Raw genomic sequence first — 16209 nt, 5'->3', positions numbered from 1 at the left:
GGACCGGTCACGAGGGGCAGTCCTTGGCGACGATCGTGAGGGCGATGTTGGTGCTCTTGTTCGCGGAGGAGCCGCCGGCGGGGTTGGTCGAGACGACCTGTCCCTCTGCGGGCGCCTTCTCGTCCTTCGAGCACGAACCGATGGAGACGGTGCCGTAGCCCGCCGAGAGCATCGCCGCGCGGGCGGAACTCACCGGTTGGCCGGCCACGTCGGGCACGGTTCCGCCCTGGCCGTTGCCGGGGCTGAGCGTGATCACGGAACCGGCCGGGGCGGATCCGCCGCCGGGGTTCTGCGCCGCGACACGGTCGTTACCGAAATCGGCGTCCACCGGGTCGCCGACCGAGACGCGGAAGCCCGCGTTCTCGAGCGTCGAGCGAGCGCTGTCGATGGACTGACCCACGACGTTCGGCAGATCGCGCTGCTGCGTGCGCAGGGCGTTCGAGGGCGGGTCGGGGAAGCGGTCGCCGCCGTAGAACTCGTCGGCCGCGCTCTGGGCCGCCCGGGCGATCGAGTAGCGCATGTCGGAGAGCTGCTGTCCGTTCCAGTACTTTCCGAACAGCGTCTCGATACCGCGCCAGTTGCCGACCCAGACCGCCGTGGTGACCTTGGTCGACGACTCGATCATCCAGGTGTTCCAGCCCTCGTGCGTACCCGTCTTGCCGAGCACGGGGGTGCCGTCGTACGGGTTCGCCGAGGAGCCCGTACCGCCACTGGCCATGACACCCTGCAGGGCGTAGCCGACCGAGGCGGCGACGTCGGAAGTGAGGGCGGGCGAGCACTCGCGCACAGGGGCCTTCCGCTCGGCGCCGTCGCTGTCGGTGACCTTGTCGATCACCTTGGGCTGGCAGTGCGTGCCGCCGTTGGCGACCGTGGCGTAGGCACCCGCCATCGCGAGAGGCGACACCGGGTCGTTGCCGATGACGTTGTTCGCGACCGCCATGTCGATGTCGGTGCCGTTGCCGCGCGTGACGCCGAGCTTCTTCGCCGTCTTGGCGATGTCGCAGAGGTCGAGCTCGGAGGCCATCGCGAGGTATCCGGTGTTGAGCGAGTCCCGCGTGAAGCGAAGCGGTGTACCCACGTATCCCTGATTGTTCCCGAAGTTCTGGATGATGTCCTTCTTGTTGAAGTTGATCCAGTCGCCGGTGCACGAGTTCGTCATGTTCGGCACGGGGCCCAGACGACCGTTGAGGTTCTCGTTGAGCGAGTGCCCCTTCTCGACCCAATCGACCAGGGTGAACAACTTGAACGTCGAGCCGGCGTTGAAGCCGTCGGAGCCGCCATAGGTGCTGTCGCCGGCGAACACGATCGAGTTGTACGACGGGTCGGCTTCGGCCTGGGCCGGGTCCTGGGTGAACTTCGTGTTCTGCGCGATCGCGAGGACGCGGCCGGTGCCGGCCTCGAGGCTGACCGCCGTCGAACCGAAGTCCATGTTGGCGTACATGGCGGGCGCGTTGTCGTTCATCGCCTGCTGCGCGGCGTCCTGAACTCGCCAGTCGAGGGTGGTCTGGATGGTCAGACCGTCCTGACGGAGAGCCCGCACGCGATCGTCGGTCTCGGTTCCGAAGGCGGGGTCGTTGAGGATCGTCGCGACGACGTACTGGCAGAAGTAGGGCGCAGCGGAGACGACGCAGCCCTGGTCGGTCGAGGTGATCTGCGGGGTGATCGGCTCGATCGCGAACTGCACGTACTGCTCGTGCGTGATCTTGCCGTCCGCCTCCATGCGGCTGAGCACGTAGAGCTGACGGCCCTTCGTCTCGCTGTAGCCGTCGGCGGCGTTGACGAGCTGCTCCTGCGTGATCTCGCCGTTGTCGCGGAGCGTGTACAGCGCCTGAATCGTGCCCTGGTCGACGTCGTCGATCGACCCGTCGGGCGCCTTGTTCCACGCGGTCGTACCGTCGTTGATCGAGCCCTCGGGGATGTCGATGCGGAACCGGTTGGGGTTCTGCACCATGCCCGCGAGCACCGCGGCCTGCCCGACGTTCAGCTGCGAGGCCGGGACGTTGAAGTAGCGCTTGGCCGCGGCGTCGATGCCGTAGGTGACACCGCCGAAGTTGGCGATGTTGAGGTAGCCCAGAAGGATCTGGTCCTTCGTGTACTCCTTCTCGAGCTGCACGGCGTAGCGCATCTCCTGGAGCTTGCGCTGGTAGCCCGCGGCGCCGTCGGACTGGATCGCCTCGAGAGCGCACTTCTGCAGGGCCTCGTCGCGCGTCATGGCGGGCGTGGTGTCGGTCGCCTCGACGGCCTTCGCGTCGCGCTCGCAGCGCTGGACCAGCACGTTCTTCACGTACTGCTGGCTGATCGAGGATCCGCCCTGGGTCTCGCCGCCCGAGGCGTTGCTGAGCAGGGCACGCGTCGTTCCGATGAGGTCGACACCGCCGTGCTGGTAGTAGCGGGGGTCTTCCGACGACAGGATCGCGTCGTACATGACGGGGTTGACCTGGTCGAAGGTGACGGGGGAGCGGTTCTGGTCGAAGAACTTCGCCAGCACCTGGTCGCCGGCCATCAGCGTCGTCGGCTGCATGAGCTCGTCGGGCTGCAGGTAGCTCGGCATCTTGTCGAAGATCGTGATCGCGCTCGACGCGGCCGCGCCGGAGACGGCGATGGCCGGCGTCACGGCGGCGGTGACGAGGAGTCCGGCGACCGCGCTCAGGCCGACGAGGCCGACGATGCCGCCGAGGGCACCGCTAGCCGTTCGTTTGTTCTCGGGCATAGGGTTGATGCTAAGCGACGTTGCTGGGCGATGCCTCGAAGGCGTGCGCTCGCGCGCGCACGTATCCGATTCCGCGCGCGAGATCCACGCGCGCGGCGACCGCCGGGGAGCCGTCACATGACCACGTGGGAATACCTCACCACGCCGCTGCTGATCCACAACACCGCCGCGATCCTGAACAACTGGGGCAAGCAGGGCTGGGAGCTCGTGCAGGTGGTGACCGGCCCCGAGGGCGGTCTCGTCGCCTACTTCAAGCGCCCCGTCGGCGGCGGAAGCGCCAACGCCGGTCTGGGTGCCGCCGAGGCGGCAGCGCGTCAGTTCGAGGGGCAGCAGTGAGCGTCAGCCAGCGGTTGGCCGCTCTGGGCGTCGAGGTCCCTTCGGTCGTCCCGCCGGTGGCGTCGTACATCCCCGCGAAGCGCTACGGCGACCTCGTCTACACCTCGGGTCAGCTGCCCATGGTGCAGGGCGCGCTGCCGGCGACCGGCAAGGTCGGCGAATCCGAGGGTCTGGTGACCCCGATGGATGCCAAGGGCCACGCCCGACAGTGCGCGCTCAATGCCATCGCGGCCGCGGCAGCCCTCGTCGGCGGTGTCGACAACCTCACCGGCGTCCTGAAGCTGACCGGGTTCGTGGCATCCGTCCCCGACTTCACCGGGCAGCCGGGAGTCATCAACGGAGCGAGCGAGTTCCTCGGCGAGGTGTTCGGCGAGACCGGCGCGCACGCGCGATCGGCCGTCGGCGTGCCCGTGTTGCCGCTGGACAGCCCGGTCGAGGTCGAGGTGATCTTCACCGTCGCCTGACGACGTGATCGTGGAGGGCCGTGGACGCGGATGACGTCCACGGCCCTCCGGCGTTCCTGCGGCCGCTTCGGTGCGGCGAGGCGGGTCCGGCACCACGGGTGATTCGGCTGATTCAGAAGGAGCGAGGAGGACGATCGCCCTCGTGACTCCTCCTTTCGCGGTGACCGGTTCCGTGCTGACGCACCCTCCCGCACGCCTGCGGAGGCAGGCGGCGATCGCCGTCGCGACCATCGTCGGCCTGGTCCTGGTCGGCTTCCTGCTGCGCCTGACCGAGATCGATGTCGCCGCGTCGGCGGCCCTCCACCACCTCCGAGAGGGTGCGCTCCGGTCGACCGCGGAGGCGTTCTATCTCGCCCTCAAGCCGATGCCCGCGGCGATCATCATGCTCGCGGCGACGGCCGCGGTGGCCGGTCTGACCCGCTCGTGGAGGCCGGCCGTCGTCTTCCTGGGAGCGGTCGCGGTGACGTGGGGCTCGGCCGAGGCGGTCAAGGTCGTGGTCGGCCGTCCGCGACCGGGCATGAGCGAGGCGGCGATGGCGACGATCGGACGGGCCGCCGACGCCTCCTTCCCGAGCGGTCACGTCGCCTTCACCGCGGCCTTCGTCGCCGCATGCGTGTGTCTGGCATGGGGGACCCGGTGGCGTTCGCTCGTGATCGCGATGGGCGCTGTCCTCGTCGCGGGCATGACCGCCGCCGTCGTGATCGAGGGCGTGCACTACCTCGGCGACGCGGTGGCATCCCTCGTCTGGGTGGCGGGGGAGTTCCCGGCCGTGCGCGGGGGATGGGCGGTGGCGGTCGCGAGGGTGGATGCCGGGATGCGACGCCGTCGCGCGCGCCGGGTCGTCTGACGCGCGACGCGCGGGGGCCCGGGGGCGCCGCCTCGGAGGAAGGTCCGGCCGGGGACACCGCGGATGCGGCATCCCCGGCCGGGGAGTGTCACTTCACCTGGGCGCTGATGACGCTCATGACGGCGGTGTCGGCGAGGGTCGTGGTGTCGCCCACCTCACGTCCCTCGGCGACGTCACGCAGCAGGCGACGCATGATCTTGCCGGAGCGGGTCTTCGGCAGCTCCCCGACGATGTAGACGTCGCGCGGGCGTGCGATGGGACCGATCTGCTCTCCGACCCACTTGCGCAGTTCGTCGCCGAGGCCCTCGACGGGGTTCTGCTTCAGGTAGCGGCTCTTGACGATCACGAAAGCGACCACCGCCTGGCCCGTGGTCTCGTCCGATGCGCCGACGACGGCCGCCTCGGCCACGCCCTCGTGGCCGACCAGGGCCGACTCGATCTCGGCGGTCGAGAGACGGTGCCCCGACACGTTCATGACGTCGTCGACCCGGCCGAGCAACCACACGTCGCCGTCGTCGTCGAGGCGGGCCCCGTCGCCGGCGAAGTAGTAGCCCTTCTCGGCGAACTTCTCCCAGTAGGTCTCGCGGTAACGGTCCGGATCGCCCCAGATTCCGCGCAGCATGCTGGGCCAGGGCTCGGTGACCACGAGCAGCCCCCCGCTGCCGTTGCCGACGGGTTCGCCGGCATCGTCCACGACGGCGATCGAGATGCCGGGCAGGGGCACCTGCGCCGACCCCGGCTTGGTCTCGGTGACCCCGGGCAGCGCCGAGATCATGATCGCGCCCGTCTCGGTCTGCCACCACGTGTCGACGATGGGCGTCTCGTCGGCGCCGATGATCTCGCGGTACCAGACCCACGCCTCGGGGTTGATGGGCTCACCGACCGAGCCGAGCAGGCGCAGCGACGACAGGTCGAAGCTCTGCGGCACGTCTCGCCCGATCTTCATGAACGACCGGATCGCCGTCGGGGCGGTGTAGAAGACGGTCACGCCGTGGTTCTGGATGAGTTCCCACCAGCGACCCGGGTGAGGCGTGTCGGGCGTGCCCTCGTACAGCAGCTGAGTCGCGCCGTTGGCGAGTGGACCATACGTCACGTACGTGTGCCCGGTGATCCAGCCGATGTCGGCGGTGCACCAGTAGACGTCGGTTTCGGGGTGCACGTCGTGAACGACCCGGTTCGTGAACGCGGCCTGCGTGAGGTAGCCGCCGGAGGTGTGCAGGATGCCCTTCGGCTTCCCCGTCGTGCCCGAGGTGTAGAGGATGAACAGCGGCGTCTCGGCGGGGAACGCCTCGGCCTCGTGCTCGGCGGAGGCCTGCGGAACGGCGTCGTGCCACCAGATGTCGCGGTCGGCGTTCCACTCGACCTCGTTCTCGCCGCGCTTGACGACGAGCACATGCTCGACCGTTTCCTGAATGCCGGAGCCGTTGCGGTCGGAGAGGGCCTGGTCGACCGCGGGCTTGAGGGGGGAGACCTTCCCCTTCCGCCAGCCGCCGTCGGCGGTGATGACGACCTTCGCGCCGGCGTCGTCGATGCGTGCGCGGAGGCTGTCGGCCGAGAAGCCGCCGAAGACGACCGAGTGCACGGCGCCGATACGGGCGACGGCGAGCATGGAGGCGATGGCCTCGGGGATCATCGGCAGGTAGAGCGCGACGCGGTCCCCGCGCTCGACGCCGAGGTCGAGGAGCACGTTGGAGAGGCGCTTGACCTCGTCGGTGAGCTCCGCGTAGGTGACGTTGCGCTGGTCGCCGGGTTCGCCTTCCCACCGCAGCGCGATGCGATCGCCGTTCCCGGCCTCGACGTGCCGGTCGAGGCAGTTGTAGGCCACGTTGAGCTCGCCGTCGGCGAACCACTCCGCGAACGGGGGGTTGGACCAGTCGAGCACCTGCGTGAACGGCGTGTGCCAGTGCAGCTCGCGCGCCTGATCGGCCCAGAAGCCCTCGCGGTCGGCGGCCGCGCGCTCGTACAGACTCCGGTCTGCGACGGCGCTCTCGGCGAAAGCGGCCGACGGTGCGAACCGCCGGGTCTCGTTGAGGAGGTGGTCGATCTGGCTGCTCATCGCGGCGCTCCTTCGCGTTCACGTCACGCCGCGTCGATGCGCGGCGTTCTACCCGGGTCACGCTAGCGACCGCTCTGCACCGGGGCCACCTCCGATAGTTGGGATCGGCGCCGCCCGGGAAACAGGTGATATATCGCGATGAATAGGTCGCGAGAGTTGGCCCGGCTCATCGGCGCGCGTACTCTAGGAACGCCCGAACATCGCTTCCGGCACTCGCGTCGGGGGGAGCCCCCCAATTTTCCTCCGGCGCGCGGCGGCATCCCTCGCCCCCCACTGTAGGGATGCCGCCCCCTTCTTTTCCGGGCCCTCGGACCCCTCCTCCCCAGCGAGGAGATCCGGGCCGTTGTCCACGGATGCCCGTCTCCGCCCCGTGCCGGGGCTCCGGCGATGCCTACCGTCGTGGTCGTGGCATCCCTCCCTTCCCCCGCACGCATCGCGCCGGCCGAATCCCGGCCGGCGGCGCAGGACGACGGCGCCGTCGCAGCCGACGACGACGCCGCGGTGACCTTCCTCCGCCCTTTCCTCGACGACCCCCTCGTCACCGACCTCTTCATCAACGGAGAGGACGGCCTGTTCGTCGATCGGGGCGCGGGAATCGAGCGCGTGGCGTCGTGGCGGGCGACCGAGACGGAGGTGCGCCGTCTGGCGGTCCGGCTGATCGCGCGAGGCGGACGGCATCTCGACGATGCTTCTCCGTGCGTCGACGTGCGCTGGGAGCGGGGCGTCCGGGTGCACGCGGTGCTGGCCCCCGTCGCCGCCCGCGGGACGACCATCTCCATCCGCGTCCCCCGGTGGCATGCACCCGACCTCGCGCTGCTGCAACGGACCGGGATGCTGTCGGCCGCGCAGCGCGAGCGTCTTGAGGGCTTCGTGGACCGACGCGAGAACGTACTCATCACGGGGGCGACGGGCGCGGGGAAGACGACTCTGCTCTCCGCCCTGCTGTCATGCGCGCCCCCGACGGAGCGTGTCATCACCATCGAGGAGGTGGCGGAGCTGCGCCCCGCGCATCCTCACCACATCGCCCTCGAGGCCCGCCAGGCCAACATCGAGGGAGCAGGCGGCATCCCCCTCGCGCGGCTCCTAAGGGAGGCGCTGCGCATGCGGCCCGATCGTCTCGTTCTGGGAGAGTGTCGCGGCGAAGAGCTGCGCGAGCTCCTGATGGCCCTGAACACCGGACACGACGGGGGCGCCGGCACGCTCCATGCGAGCAGCCTCGCCGACGTCGCGACGCGTCTGGAGGCGCTGGGCGCACTCTCCGGAATGGATGCCGTGACCACGGCGCGGCAGGTCGTGAGCGCCGTCGGCGCGGTGGTGCATGTCGAGCGCTCGGACGGACTCCGACGCGTGACAGGGTGGGGGCGCCCCGTCCTGCGCGGCCGCCGACTGACCATCTGCCCGCAGGAGTGGTCGTGACGGCGCCGCGGACCGACCCGTACGCGGTCGTGGTGCGGCTCGCGGTGCTGCTGGGCGGTGGTGCCGCGCCCGCCCTCGCGTGGCAGCACCTGGCGGCGGGAGGGGACCCCGCCGTGCTGGCCGCCGCCCGAGCCGCCGAGGGCGGCGATGACGTCGGCGTCGTGCTCACCGCCGCCGGAGGGGCATGGGCCGACATCGCCGCCGTCTACAGCGTCGCCGTCGAGACGGGCGCACCGTTGGCGGAGACGCTCCGTTCCGTCGCGGGGGCCCTTCGCGATGCAGCCGAAGTCACCTCGGACGTGCGTGTCGCGGTGGCCGAGCCGCTCGCGACGGCCCGCCTGCTCGGCTGGCTCCCCGTTGCCGGCGTGCCGTTGGGGATCCTTCTCGGAGCAGATACCGTCGGCACGCTCCTCGCCGATCCGATCGGACGCGGGTGCCTGGCCGGCGGAGTCGCCCTGGTCTTTGCTGCGCGCGTCTGGACGCGGAGGCTGGCGCGGTCCGCGCGTCCGTCCGCGTCGGTGCCGGGCCTCGAAGCCGAGTTGTGGGCGGTCGCGCTCTCCGCGGGCGCGTCCCCCGAGCGGGCCCGGACCGTGATCGCGCGCCGCGCGCGCAGCCCCGGCGAGTCCGGGACGCGTGCCATCGACGAGACGCTCGACCTGGCGCTGCGAGCCGGCATCCCCGCCGCCGAGCTGCTCCGCGCCGACGCCTGGGCGTCGCGTCACCGGGCACGCACCGACGGTCGAGAGGCGGCCGCGCGCCTGTCGACGCGGCTGCTCCTCCCGCTGGGCATCTGCACCCTGCCCGCGTTCCTCCTGCTCGCCGTTGCCCCGATCGTGCTCGGCCTGCTCCGCTCCGACGTCGTCCCCTGACCACGTCGTCGACCCGAATCCCTCCGAAGAACAAGGAGAACCCATGTCCGACCTCGACCCCCGATCCCTCTTCTCCCGCGACACGTCGCCGTTCCCGCTGCTGACCGGAGCCGGCGCGCGACGCGTGTTCCTCGACGAGCGCGGCGCCGCCACCGCGGAGTACGCCATCGCGACAATGGCGGCCGTCGCTTTCGCCGGGCTGCTCGTCGCCATCATGCGCAGCGACGAGGTGCGCGGCATCCTCACCGACGTCGTTCGCCGCGCGCTCACCGTGCAATGACGACGCCTGGTCGGTCGCGGGCGGGCTCGAGCGTCCCGCCCGGGGAGCGGAAAACGGGCGCGGGGTGGAGACTCCCGCGGGGAGGGTCTGTCACGGCCGCCGGTACGCGCGTGCAGCGGGAGGATCGGGGTGCGACCGGGATCCCGCTCTCCCCGCTGGGGGAGCGGGGCGCGGTCGCGGCCGAGTTCGCCGTGACCCTCCCCGCCGTGCTCCTCGTCCTGGCGCTCGGGGTGGGGGTGCTCGGCACGGCCATGACGACGCTCCGTCTGCAGCAGGCGGCGACCGAGGGAGCCCGGCTCCTCGGTCGGGGGGACGACGCGGGGGCGTCGGCCGCGCTCGCCGCGGCAGGCGGCTCGATGACCGTGGTGCGCGGCGACGGTCTCGTCTGCGTGTCGACGTCGGCGACGCGCTCCATCCCGATCGCCCTTCCGCTCCCGCCCGCGGAGGCGCGGGCCTGCGCCCTCGACGGCGGCCGCTGATGGCGGGCAGCGCGTCGACCGTCGGCGTCGTGGCGGTCGTCGCCGCCCTGACGGTGGCGGTGGCCGCGGTCGGCGGTGCTGCGGTGACGGCGCGGCGGGTGGCGGAGACGGCGGATGCGGCGGCTCTCGCGGCGGCCGACACGGCCAGTGGTGCGGTGACCGGCTACCCGTGCGACGCGGCCGCACGGGTGACCGCCGCAGCGGGGTGGGAGCTGGCGGAGTGCCATGTCGACGGCCTGGTCGCCACGGTCACGGTCGCCGGGGCGTACGGTGGAGTTCCCCTCGATGCGCGCTCGCGAGCCGGACCTCCCGTCGTCTCGAGCCCGTGAGACCTCCCGGAACCCGAACAGGGAGGCGTGTGTATGGTGTGCATCGAAGAAAGGACCCCAGTGGCAAACGGAAAGAAGCTCGTCATCGTCGAGTCCCCGACGAAGATGAAGTCGATCCAGGGATACCTCGGCGACGACTACGAGGTGCTCAGCTCGGTCGGTCACATCCGCGACCTCGCGTCGAAGAAAGAGATCCCGGCCGACAAGAAGGCGGCGTACGGCAAGTACTCCATCGACGTCGAGAACGACTTCGATCCCTTCTACGTGGTCAACGATCGCAAGACGAAGACGGTCGCCGAGCTCAAGCGCGCGCTGAAGACCGCCGACGAAGTCCTGCTCGCCACTGATGGTGACCGCGAAGGCGAAGCCATCGCGTGGCACCTGCTCGAGGTCCTCAAGCCCAAGGTCCCCGTCCGCCGCATGATCTTCCACGAGATCACCAAGGACGCCATCCGTGACGCGGCGGAGCACACGCGCGACCTCGACGTCTCGCTCGTCGACGCACAGGAGACGCGTCGCGTCCTCGACCGCCTCTACGGCTGGGACGTCTCGCCGGTGCTCTGGCGCAAGGTCGGTTCCGGTCGCGAGGGCACGGCGCTGAGCGCCGGCCGCGTGCAGTCGGCCGCCACGCGCATGGTCGTCGAGCGCGAACGCGAGCGCATGGCGTTCGTGTCGGCGTCGTACTGGGACGTCGAAGCGCTCGCCTCGCGGTCGGGCTCGTCGTTCACCACGCGACTGAACCGTCTCGATGGGGCTCCCATCGCCCGCGGTGGGGACTACGACGACAACGGTCAGCTCAAGAAGGCCGTCGTGGTGCTCGATGAGGCGGCCGCCCGTGCGCTGGCCGACGCGATCACCGCCGCCGGTCGCGCCACGGTGTCGAAGGTCGAGGCGAAGCCGGGTACCCGCAGCCCTCGCGCGCCCTTCACGACGTCCACCATGCAGCAGGAGGCCGGTCGCAAGCTCTCGATGAGCGCGAAGCACGCCATGGGCGTGGCGCAGCGTCTGTACGAGAAGGGCTTCATCACCTATATGCGAACCGACTCGGTCGCGCTGTCGGGACAGGCCATCTCGGCCGCCCGCGCGCAGGCCGTGGCTCTGTACGGCGACAAGGCCGTCCCCGCGAACCCCCGCGTCTACAAGAGCAAGTCGAAGAACGCCCAGGAGGCGCACGAGGCCATCCGCCCCTCGGGCGAGACCTTCCGCACCCCTGCTTCGCTGGCCTCGTCGCTCGACCGCGACGAGCAGAAGCTCTACGACCTCATCTGGAAGCGCACCGTCGCCAGCCAGATGGCGGATGCCAAGTACGAGACGACGACGGTCACCCTCACGGTGCAGGCCGCCGCGCAGGTCGCCGAGTTCACGGCATCCGGGACCGTCTACACCTTCAAGGGCTTCCTGGAGGCCTATGAAGAAGGCGCCGACGAGAAGCGCAATGACGACGACGCCGACCAGTCGCTGCCTGCCGTCGCGGTGGGCGACGAGCTCTCGATGAGCGACGTCGAGCCCAAGGGGCACAGCACCTCTCCCAAGCCGCGATACACCGAGGCGAGCCTGGTCAAGGCGCTGGAGGAGAAGGGCATCGGTCGCCCGTCGACCTTCGCGAGCATCATCGGCGTGATCCTCGACCGCGGCTACGTCACCAAGCGGGGGCAGGCGCTCGTCCCGAGCTGGCTCGCTTTCAGCGTGGTGCGGTTGCTCGAGGAGCACTTCGCCGACCTCGTCGACTATGACTTCACGGCAGCACTCGAAGACGACCTCGACGCGATCGCCCGCGGCGAGCAGCGCCGCACCGAGTGGCTCAAGTCGTTCTACTTCGGGTCGGAGAAGCAGGTCGGCCTGCGTCACATCGTCGACAACCTCGGCGAGATCGATGCCCGCGAGCTCAACTCGACGCGCATCACCGACACGGCGACGCTGCGGTTCGGCAAGTACGGTCCCTACCTCGAGGTCGCCGACCCCTCGGGCGACGCCGAGGCCAAGCCGCGGATCGTGAACATTCCGGAAGACCTGGCGCCCGACGAGCTCACCCCCGAAAAGGCCCGGGAGCTGATCGACGCGCCCGTCGCCGGCGACCGCGTGCTGGGGGAGAACCCTGAGAACGGCAAGCTCGTCGTCGTCAAGGACGGTCGCTTCGGCCCCTACGTGCAGGAGGTCGACGCCGAGGAGCCCGAAGAGGTCGATCAGGCCACGGGGGAGGTCGTCGAGGCCCCGAAGAAGCGCGGTGCGAAGAAGGAGGCGGCCCCGAAGCCCCGCACGGCGTCGCTGTTCCGGTCGATGTCGGTCGACACCATCGAGCTCGACGCCGCCCTGCAGTTGCTCTCCCTTCCGCGCGTCGTGGGCGCCGACCCGTCGACGGGTGACGAGATCACCGCGCAGAACGGTCGCTTCGGTCCGTACTTGAAGAAGGGCACCGATTCGCGGTCGCTCGACAACGAGCAGCAGATCTTCGACATCACCCTCGAGGAGGCGCTGGCGAAGTACGCCGAGCCGAAGTACGGCGCGCGTCGCGCGTCGAGCGCGCTCAAGGAGTTCGATGCCGATCCGGTGAGCGGGAAGCCGATCAAGCTCAAGGACGGTCGCTTCGGGCCGTACGTCACCGACGGGGAGACGAACGCCACGGTTCCCCGCGGCGAGAACGCGATGGAGATCACCTTCGAGCGCGCGGTGGAGCTGATCGCCGACAAGCGCGCCAAGGGACCGGCACCCAAGAAGACGACCACCGCGCGGAAGACGGCTGCCACCAAGACGACGGCCGCCAAGACCGCCGCTGCCAAGACCACGGCGGCCAAGACCACGGCGACCAAGACCGCCACGACGAAGACGGCCGCCGCCAAGACGACCGCGACGCGGACGACGGCTGCCAAGACCACGGCTGCCAAGACGACGGCAGCCAAGACGACAACGGCCAAGACCACCGCGGCCAAGACGACCTCGACCACCCGCAAGGCCCCGGCGAAGAACTCGTGACCGGCCTCGAGCCTCGGCCGCTGCACGCCCCTCGGGCGGCGTCGGCCGGGGGTCCCGGCTTGTTCGTCACCTTCGAGGGGGGAGACGGCGCGGGCAAGACGACCCAGGCGTCGATGCTCGAAGAGTGGCTCACGGGCGACGGGCGCACCGTCGTGCGCACGCGCGAGCCGGGCGGCACCGAGGTGGGCGTGCGCATTCGCGAGATCGTCCTGCACCACCGCGGTCACATCGCCGCGCGTGCCGAAGCGCTGTTGTACGCCGCCGATCGGGCGCACCATGTGGAGACCGTCGTGCAGCCGGCCATCGCCCGTGGCGATGTCGTCATCCAGGACCGTTATCTCGACTCGTCGGTGGCCTATCAGGGTGCGGGCCGGGTGCTCGACCCCGATGACGTGCGAGCGCTGTCGCTGTGGGCGACCGGAGGCCTGCTCCCCGACCTGACCGTGCTGCTCGACCTCGACCCGACAGCCGCGCGTCAGCGGCTCGACGCCGATGACAAGCCGTTCGATCGGCTCGAGGCGGAGAAGAACGACTTCCATGCCCGAGTCCGCGAGGGTTTCCTGGCCCTCGCGCGACGCGAGCCCGATCGGTTCGTCGTCCTCGACGCGACGCAGACGCCCGAGGTCCTGGCCGCACGGGTACGGGACGCCGTCGTCGCGCGGTTCCGCTGAGTCGGACGCGCACCGACAGTCGATGCTCAGCAGCGCTGTCCGACCCCGGGATTAGGCTGGAACGCATGTCCGTCGCGCTCGAGCCGTCTCCGCGGGCCGCCGGTGCGGCCCCCTTCCCGTGGGACGCCGTGTGGGGTCAGGACGAGGCCGTCGCTGCCCTGCGCCATGCGGCATCCGACCCCTCCGCGCTCGCCCACGCGTGGCTCATCACGGGGCCGCCCGGTTCGGGGCGTTCGACGCTCGCCTACGCGTTCGCCGCGGAGCTCATCGCCGACCCGGGCGACGAGCGGGCGCAGCATCAGGTGCTCGCGCGGACGCACCCCGATCTCACCGCTCTGCGGACGGAGCAGGTCGTCATCCGCATCGACGAGGCGCGCCGTCTCGTCGAGCGCGCGTCCTTCGCGCCCTCGCTCGGTCGGCACCGCGTCATCGTCGTCGAGGACGCCGATCGCATGGCCGAGCGCACGTCGAACGTGCTGCTGAAGGCTCTCGAGGAGCCGCCGGAGAAGACCGTCTGGGTGCTCTGCGCCCCGAGCGACGCCGATCTGCTGCCCACCATCCGCTCGCGGGTGCGCGTTCTTCGGCTGCGGGAACCTTCCGTGGCCGATGTCGCGGGTCTCATCGTCGAGCGCACCGGGGTCACGCCCGACGTGGCCGAAGAGTCGGCGCGTCACGCGCAGAGGCACATCGGCATGGCGCAGCGTCTGGCCACCGACGACGACGCCCGGGCGCGGCGCGCCGAGACCCTCGCGGCCGTGCTGGCCGTGCGGGGGATCGGCGACGCCGTCGAGGTCGCGGGCCAGATCGTGCGCCTGGCCACGGAGGACGCCAAGGCGCTCACCGCCACTCGCGACGAGGAGGAGCGACGTGCTCTGCTGCGCATGCTCGGGGTGGCCGAGGGGGCCGCGGTCCCGCCCTCGGTGCGGGGGCAGGTGAACGCGCTGGAAGACGATCAGAAGCGCCGGGCCACGCGGAGCCTGCGCGACGGCATCGATCGTGTGCTCACCGATCTGCAATCCCTGTTCCGCGATGTCGTGATGGTCCAATACGGCCGCGAGGCCGACCTGGTCAACGTCGAACGCCTCGACGCTCTGCGCGCGCTGGCGACGCAATGGACGCCCGCGCGCAGCCTCGGCGTCCTCGATCGCATCTCGGCGACCCGCCGCAACCTCGAGCAGAACGCCGCGCCGCTGCTCGCCCTGGAGAGTCTCATGATCACCGTGGCGAACGGTTCGGCCCCGTGAGCGTGCGACGGCGCCTGACCGCGCTGGTCGCGGGTCTCGTGGGCGTCGCGCTGGCACTGACGGGCTGCCTCTATGCGCAGATCCCGCCCATGGCCCCCGACGGCGGTCGCTCCCTCGCCCCTCAGACGGAGGGCATCGATGCCGCTCTGCTGCCCTACTACGGCCAGACACTGACCTGGACCGCGTGCGGCAGCGCCGGCTTCGACTGCACCACCGTCACCGCCCCGCGCGACTACTCCGACCCCTCTGCGGGTGAGTTGCAGCTCGCGGTCATCCGGCACCGCGCGACCTCCGGCGAACCGCTCGGGTCGCTGTTGACCAACCCGGGCGGCCCGGGGGTGAGCGGCGTCGACACCGTCCGCGACTCGTTGTCGCTCGTCGCCGACGAGGCGCTGACGCGATCCTTCGACGTGATCGGGTTCGACCCCCGCGGCGTGGGCCGGTCGACGGCGGTGTCGTGCTACGACGCCGCCGGAATGGATGCCTACCTGTACGACGTCCCGCCGGGCGCGCGCGGCAGCGACGAGCGCAACGCGGCCCTCGAGCAGCGGCAGGCGGACTTCGCGAAGGCCTGCGAGGCGGGGAGCGACGGCATCCTGCCCTACATCTCCACGGAGAACGCCGCGCGCGACATGGATCTGCTGCGCGCCGTCCTCGGCGATGAGAAGCTCAGCTACCTCGGCTTCTCGTATGGTTCCCTGCTCGGTGCGACTTACGCCGGGCTCTTCCCGGAGCGCGTGGGGCGCATGGTGCTCGACGGCGGTATCGATCCGAGCCTTGCCGGGAGCGAGAGCGGAATCGCCCAGGCGGTCGGCTTCGAGAACGCGCTGCGTGCGTTCATGGCCGATTGCCTGCGCACCTCGGAGTGCCCGTTCTCGGGGTCGGTCGACGATGCGATGGATGACGTGGCCTCGCTGCTCGCCCGCGCCGACGCCCGCCCTCTCGCGGGCTCCGACGGACGCCTCCTCGGCGCCGACACGCTTCTGACGGCCATCGTCGCCGCGCTGTACAGCGACCAAAACTGGCCGTATCTGCGCGTGGCCCTCGCCGACGTGCAGAACGGCGACGCCTCCGTCGCCTTCCAGCTCGCCGACTTCTACAACGGCCGCGTCGACGGGCAGTACACCGACAACACCATGCAGGCCCTGCGCGCCTACAACTGCGTCGACTACCCCCGCGAGGACGACACCGATGAGACGGCGTTGCAGCAGCAGCTGGAGCAGAAGGCTCCGGTCGTCGCGCCCTACTGGGTGGGGCCCGACGCGTGCGCGGCCTGGCCGGCGCCGTCGACGGGCCGGCCGGCGGCCATCACGGCCCCGGGGTCGCCGCCCATCCTGGTGCTCGGCACGACAGGAGACCCGGCCACGCCCTACGCCGAGGCCCAGGCGCTCGCAGATCAGCTCTCGCAGGGTGTCCTCGTCACCTACGTCGGCGAGGGCCACCTGGCCTACAACAAGGGCGATGACTGCGTGAACGGCGCGGTCGACGACTACCTCGTCGACGGCACCGTGCCCGGCCCCGATCTGCGCTGCGAGTAG

14 protein-coding genes are annotated in these 16209 nt (G+C 70.6%); 12 read left to right on the top strand and 2 right to left on the bottom strand.

Translation table 11 applies throughout. The features are described from left to right. Positions 1–7 precede the first annotated feature (7 nt). Positions 8–2710, bottom strand: coding sequence for a transglycosylase domain-containing protein (locus tag RWH45_RS10580; protein WP_315994863.1), 2703 nt, complete (start codon positions 2708–2710; stop codon positions 8–10). 117 nt (positions 2711–2827) lie between these two features. Between RWH45_RS10580 and sp36 the strand changes: the two genes are divergently transcribed. The 3 genes from sp36 (at position 2828) to RWH45_RS10565 (ending at position 4357) form a co-directional block, all read left to right on the top strand. Further along, the gene (gene sp36, locus RWH45_RS10575) at positions 2828–3046 is read left to right on the top strand and encodes a Sp36 family protein (protein ID WP_108317699.1); all 219 of its coding nucleotides are present in this window, start codon (positions 2828–2830) and stop codon (positions 3044–3046) included. Continuing rightward, positions 3043–3510 (top strand): RidA family protein, encoded by a 468-nt coding sequence (locus RWH45_RS10570; protein WP_315994862.1) that lies wholly within the window; start codon positions 3043–3045, stop codon positions 3508–3510. The genes sp36 and RWH45_RS10570 overlap by 4 nt, the downstream gene beginning before the upstream one ends. Positions 3511–3652: 142 nt before the next feature. Beyond that, positions 3653–4357, top strand: a complete 705-nt coding sequence (locus RWH45_RS10565; protein WP_315994861.1) for a phosphatase PAP2 family protein — start codon at positions 3653–3655, stop codon at positions 4355–4357. 88 nt (positions 4358–4445) lie between these two features. Here the strand turns inward: RWH45_RS10565 and acs are convergent, their stop codons facing one another. Then, positions 4446–6413 carry an acetate--CoA ligase gene (gene acs, locus RWH45_RS10560; protein WP_315994860.1) on the bottom strand — a complete coding sequence of 656 codons (1968 nt, stop codon included), beginning with the start codon at positions 6411–6413 and terminating at the stop codon, positions 4446–4448. A 387-nt stretch (positions 6414–6800) separates the two neighbouring features. Here acs and RWH45_RS10555 point away from each other — a divergent pair, with 387 nt between their 5' ends. From RWH45_RS10555 to RWH45_RS10515, 9 genes are all read left to right on the top strand, one after another. Then, positions 6801–7829 carry a TadA family conjugal transfer-associated ATPase gene (locus RWH45_RS10555; RefSeq protein WP_315994859.1) on the top strand — a complete coding sequence of 343 codons (1029 nt, stop codon included), beginning with the start codon at positions 6801–6803 and terminating at the stop codon, positions 7827–7829. Then, on the top strand, positions 7826–8698 hold the full coding sequence (locus RWH45_RS10550) for a pilus assembly protein TadB (protein WP_315994858.1): 873 nt from the start codon (positions 7826–7828) through the stop codon (positions 8696–8698). The genes RWH45_RS10555 and RWH45_RS10550 overlap by 4 nt, the downstream gene beginning before the upstream one ends. 43 nt (positions 8699–8741) lie before the next feature. Next, complete coding sequence (locus tag RWH45_RS10545) at positions 8742–8978, top strand: DUF4244 domain-containing protein (RefSeq protein ID WP_315994857.1); 237 nt, start codon at positions 8742–8744, stop codon at positions 8976–8978. A gap of 110 nt (positions 8979–9088) precedes the next feature. Further along, positions 9089–9457 carry a TadE family type IV pilus minor pilin gene (locus tag RWH45_RS10540; protein WP_315994856.1) on the top strand — a complete coding sequence of 123 codons (369 nt, stop codon included), beginning with the start codon at positions 9089–9091 and terminating at the stop codon, positions 9455–9457. Further along, the gene (locus RWH45_RS10535) at positions 9457–9786 is read left to right on the top strand and encodes an Rv3654c family TadE-like protein (protein ID WP_315994855.1); all 330 of its coding nucleotides are present in this window, start codon (positions 9457–9459) and stop codon (positions 9784–9786) included. The genes RWH45_RS10540 and RWH45_RS10535 overlap by 1 nt, the downstream gene beginning before the upstream one ends. A gap of 60 nt (positions 9787–9846) precedes the next feature. Beyond that, the gene (gene topA, locus RWH45_RS10530; protein WP_315994854.1) at positions 9847–12756 is read left to right on the top strand and encodes a type I DNA topoisomerase; all 2910 of its coding nucleotides are present in this window, start codon (positions 9847–9849) and stop codon (positions 12754–12756) included. Further along, entirely contained in the window at positions 12753–13427 is a 675-nt protein-coding gene (tmk, locus tag RWH45_RS10525) for a dTMP kinase (RefSeq protein WP_315994853.1), read from the top strand. Before topA ends, tmk begins: the two co-directional genes overlap by 4 nt. 65 nt (positions 13428–13492) lie before the next feature. Beyond that, positions 13493–14671 carry a DNA polymerase III subunit delta' gene (locus tag RWH45_RS10520; protein ID WP_315994852.1) on the top strand — a complete coding sequence of 393 codons (1179 nt, stop codon included), beginning with the start codon at positions 13493–13495 and terminating at the stop codon, positions 14669–14671. Beyond that, positions 14668–16209, top strand: coding sequence for an alpha/beta hydrolase (locus RWH45_RS10515; protein WP_315994851.1), 1542 nt, complete (start codon positions 14668–14670; stop codon positions 16207–16209). The genes RWH45_RS10520 and RWH45_RS10515 overlap by 4 nt, the downstream gene beginning before the upstream one ends.

This window comes from Microbacterium galbum, assembly GCF_032464915.1.
GTDB classification, from domain to species: domain Bacteria; phylum Actinomycetota; class Actinomycetes; order Actinomycetales; family Microbacteriaceae; genus Microbacterium; species Microbacterium galbum.
Note: the sequence above shows the minus strand (reverse complement) of the source record. Positions and strands in the feature narration are given on the sequence as shown.

What these genes read in the sequence shown, in the direction of transcription:
- RWH45_RS10580 (WP_315994863.1), bottom strand. Translation starts at nt 2,710, where the DNA reads ATGCCCGAGAACAAACGAACGGCTAGCGGTGCCCTCGGCGGCATCGTC.
- sp36 (WP_108317699.1), top strand. Translation starts at nt 2,828, where the DNA reads ATGACCACGTGGGAATACCTCACCACGCCGCTGCTGATCCACAACACC.
- acs (WP_315994860.1), bottom strand. Translation starts at nt 6,413, where the DNA reads ATGAGCAGCCAGATCGACCACCTCCTCAACGAGACCCGGCGGTTCGCA.
- RWH45_RS10555 (WP_315994859.1), top strand. Translation starts at nt 6,801, where the DNA reads ATGCCTACCGTCGTGGTCGTGGCATCCCTCCCTTCCCCCGCACGCATC.
- RWH45_RS10545 (WP_315994857.1), top strand. Translation starts at nt 8,742, where the DNA reads ATGTCCGACCTCGACCCCCGATCCCTCTTCTCCCGCGACACGTCGCCG.
- RWH45_RS10535 (WP_315994855.1), top strand. Translation starts at nt 9,457, where the DNA reads ATGGCGGGCAGCGCGTCGACCGTCGGCGTCGTGGCGGTCGTCGCCGCC.
- RWH45_RS10520 (WP_315994852.1), top strand. Translation starts at nt 13,493, where the DNA reads ATGTCCGTCGCGCTCGAGCCGTCTCCGCGGGCCGCCGGTGCGGCCCCC.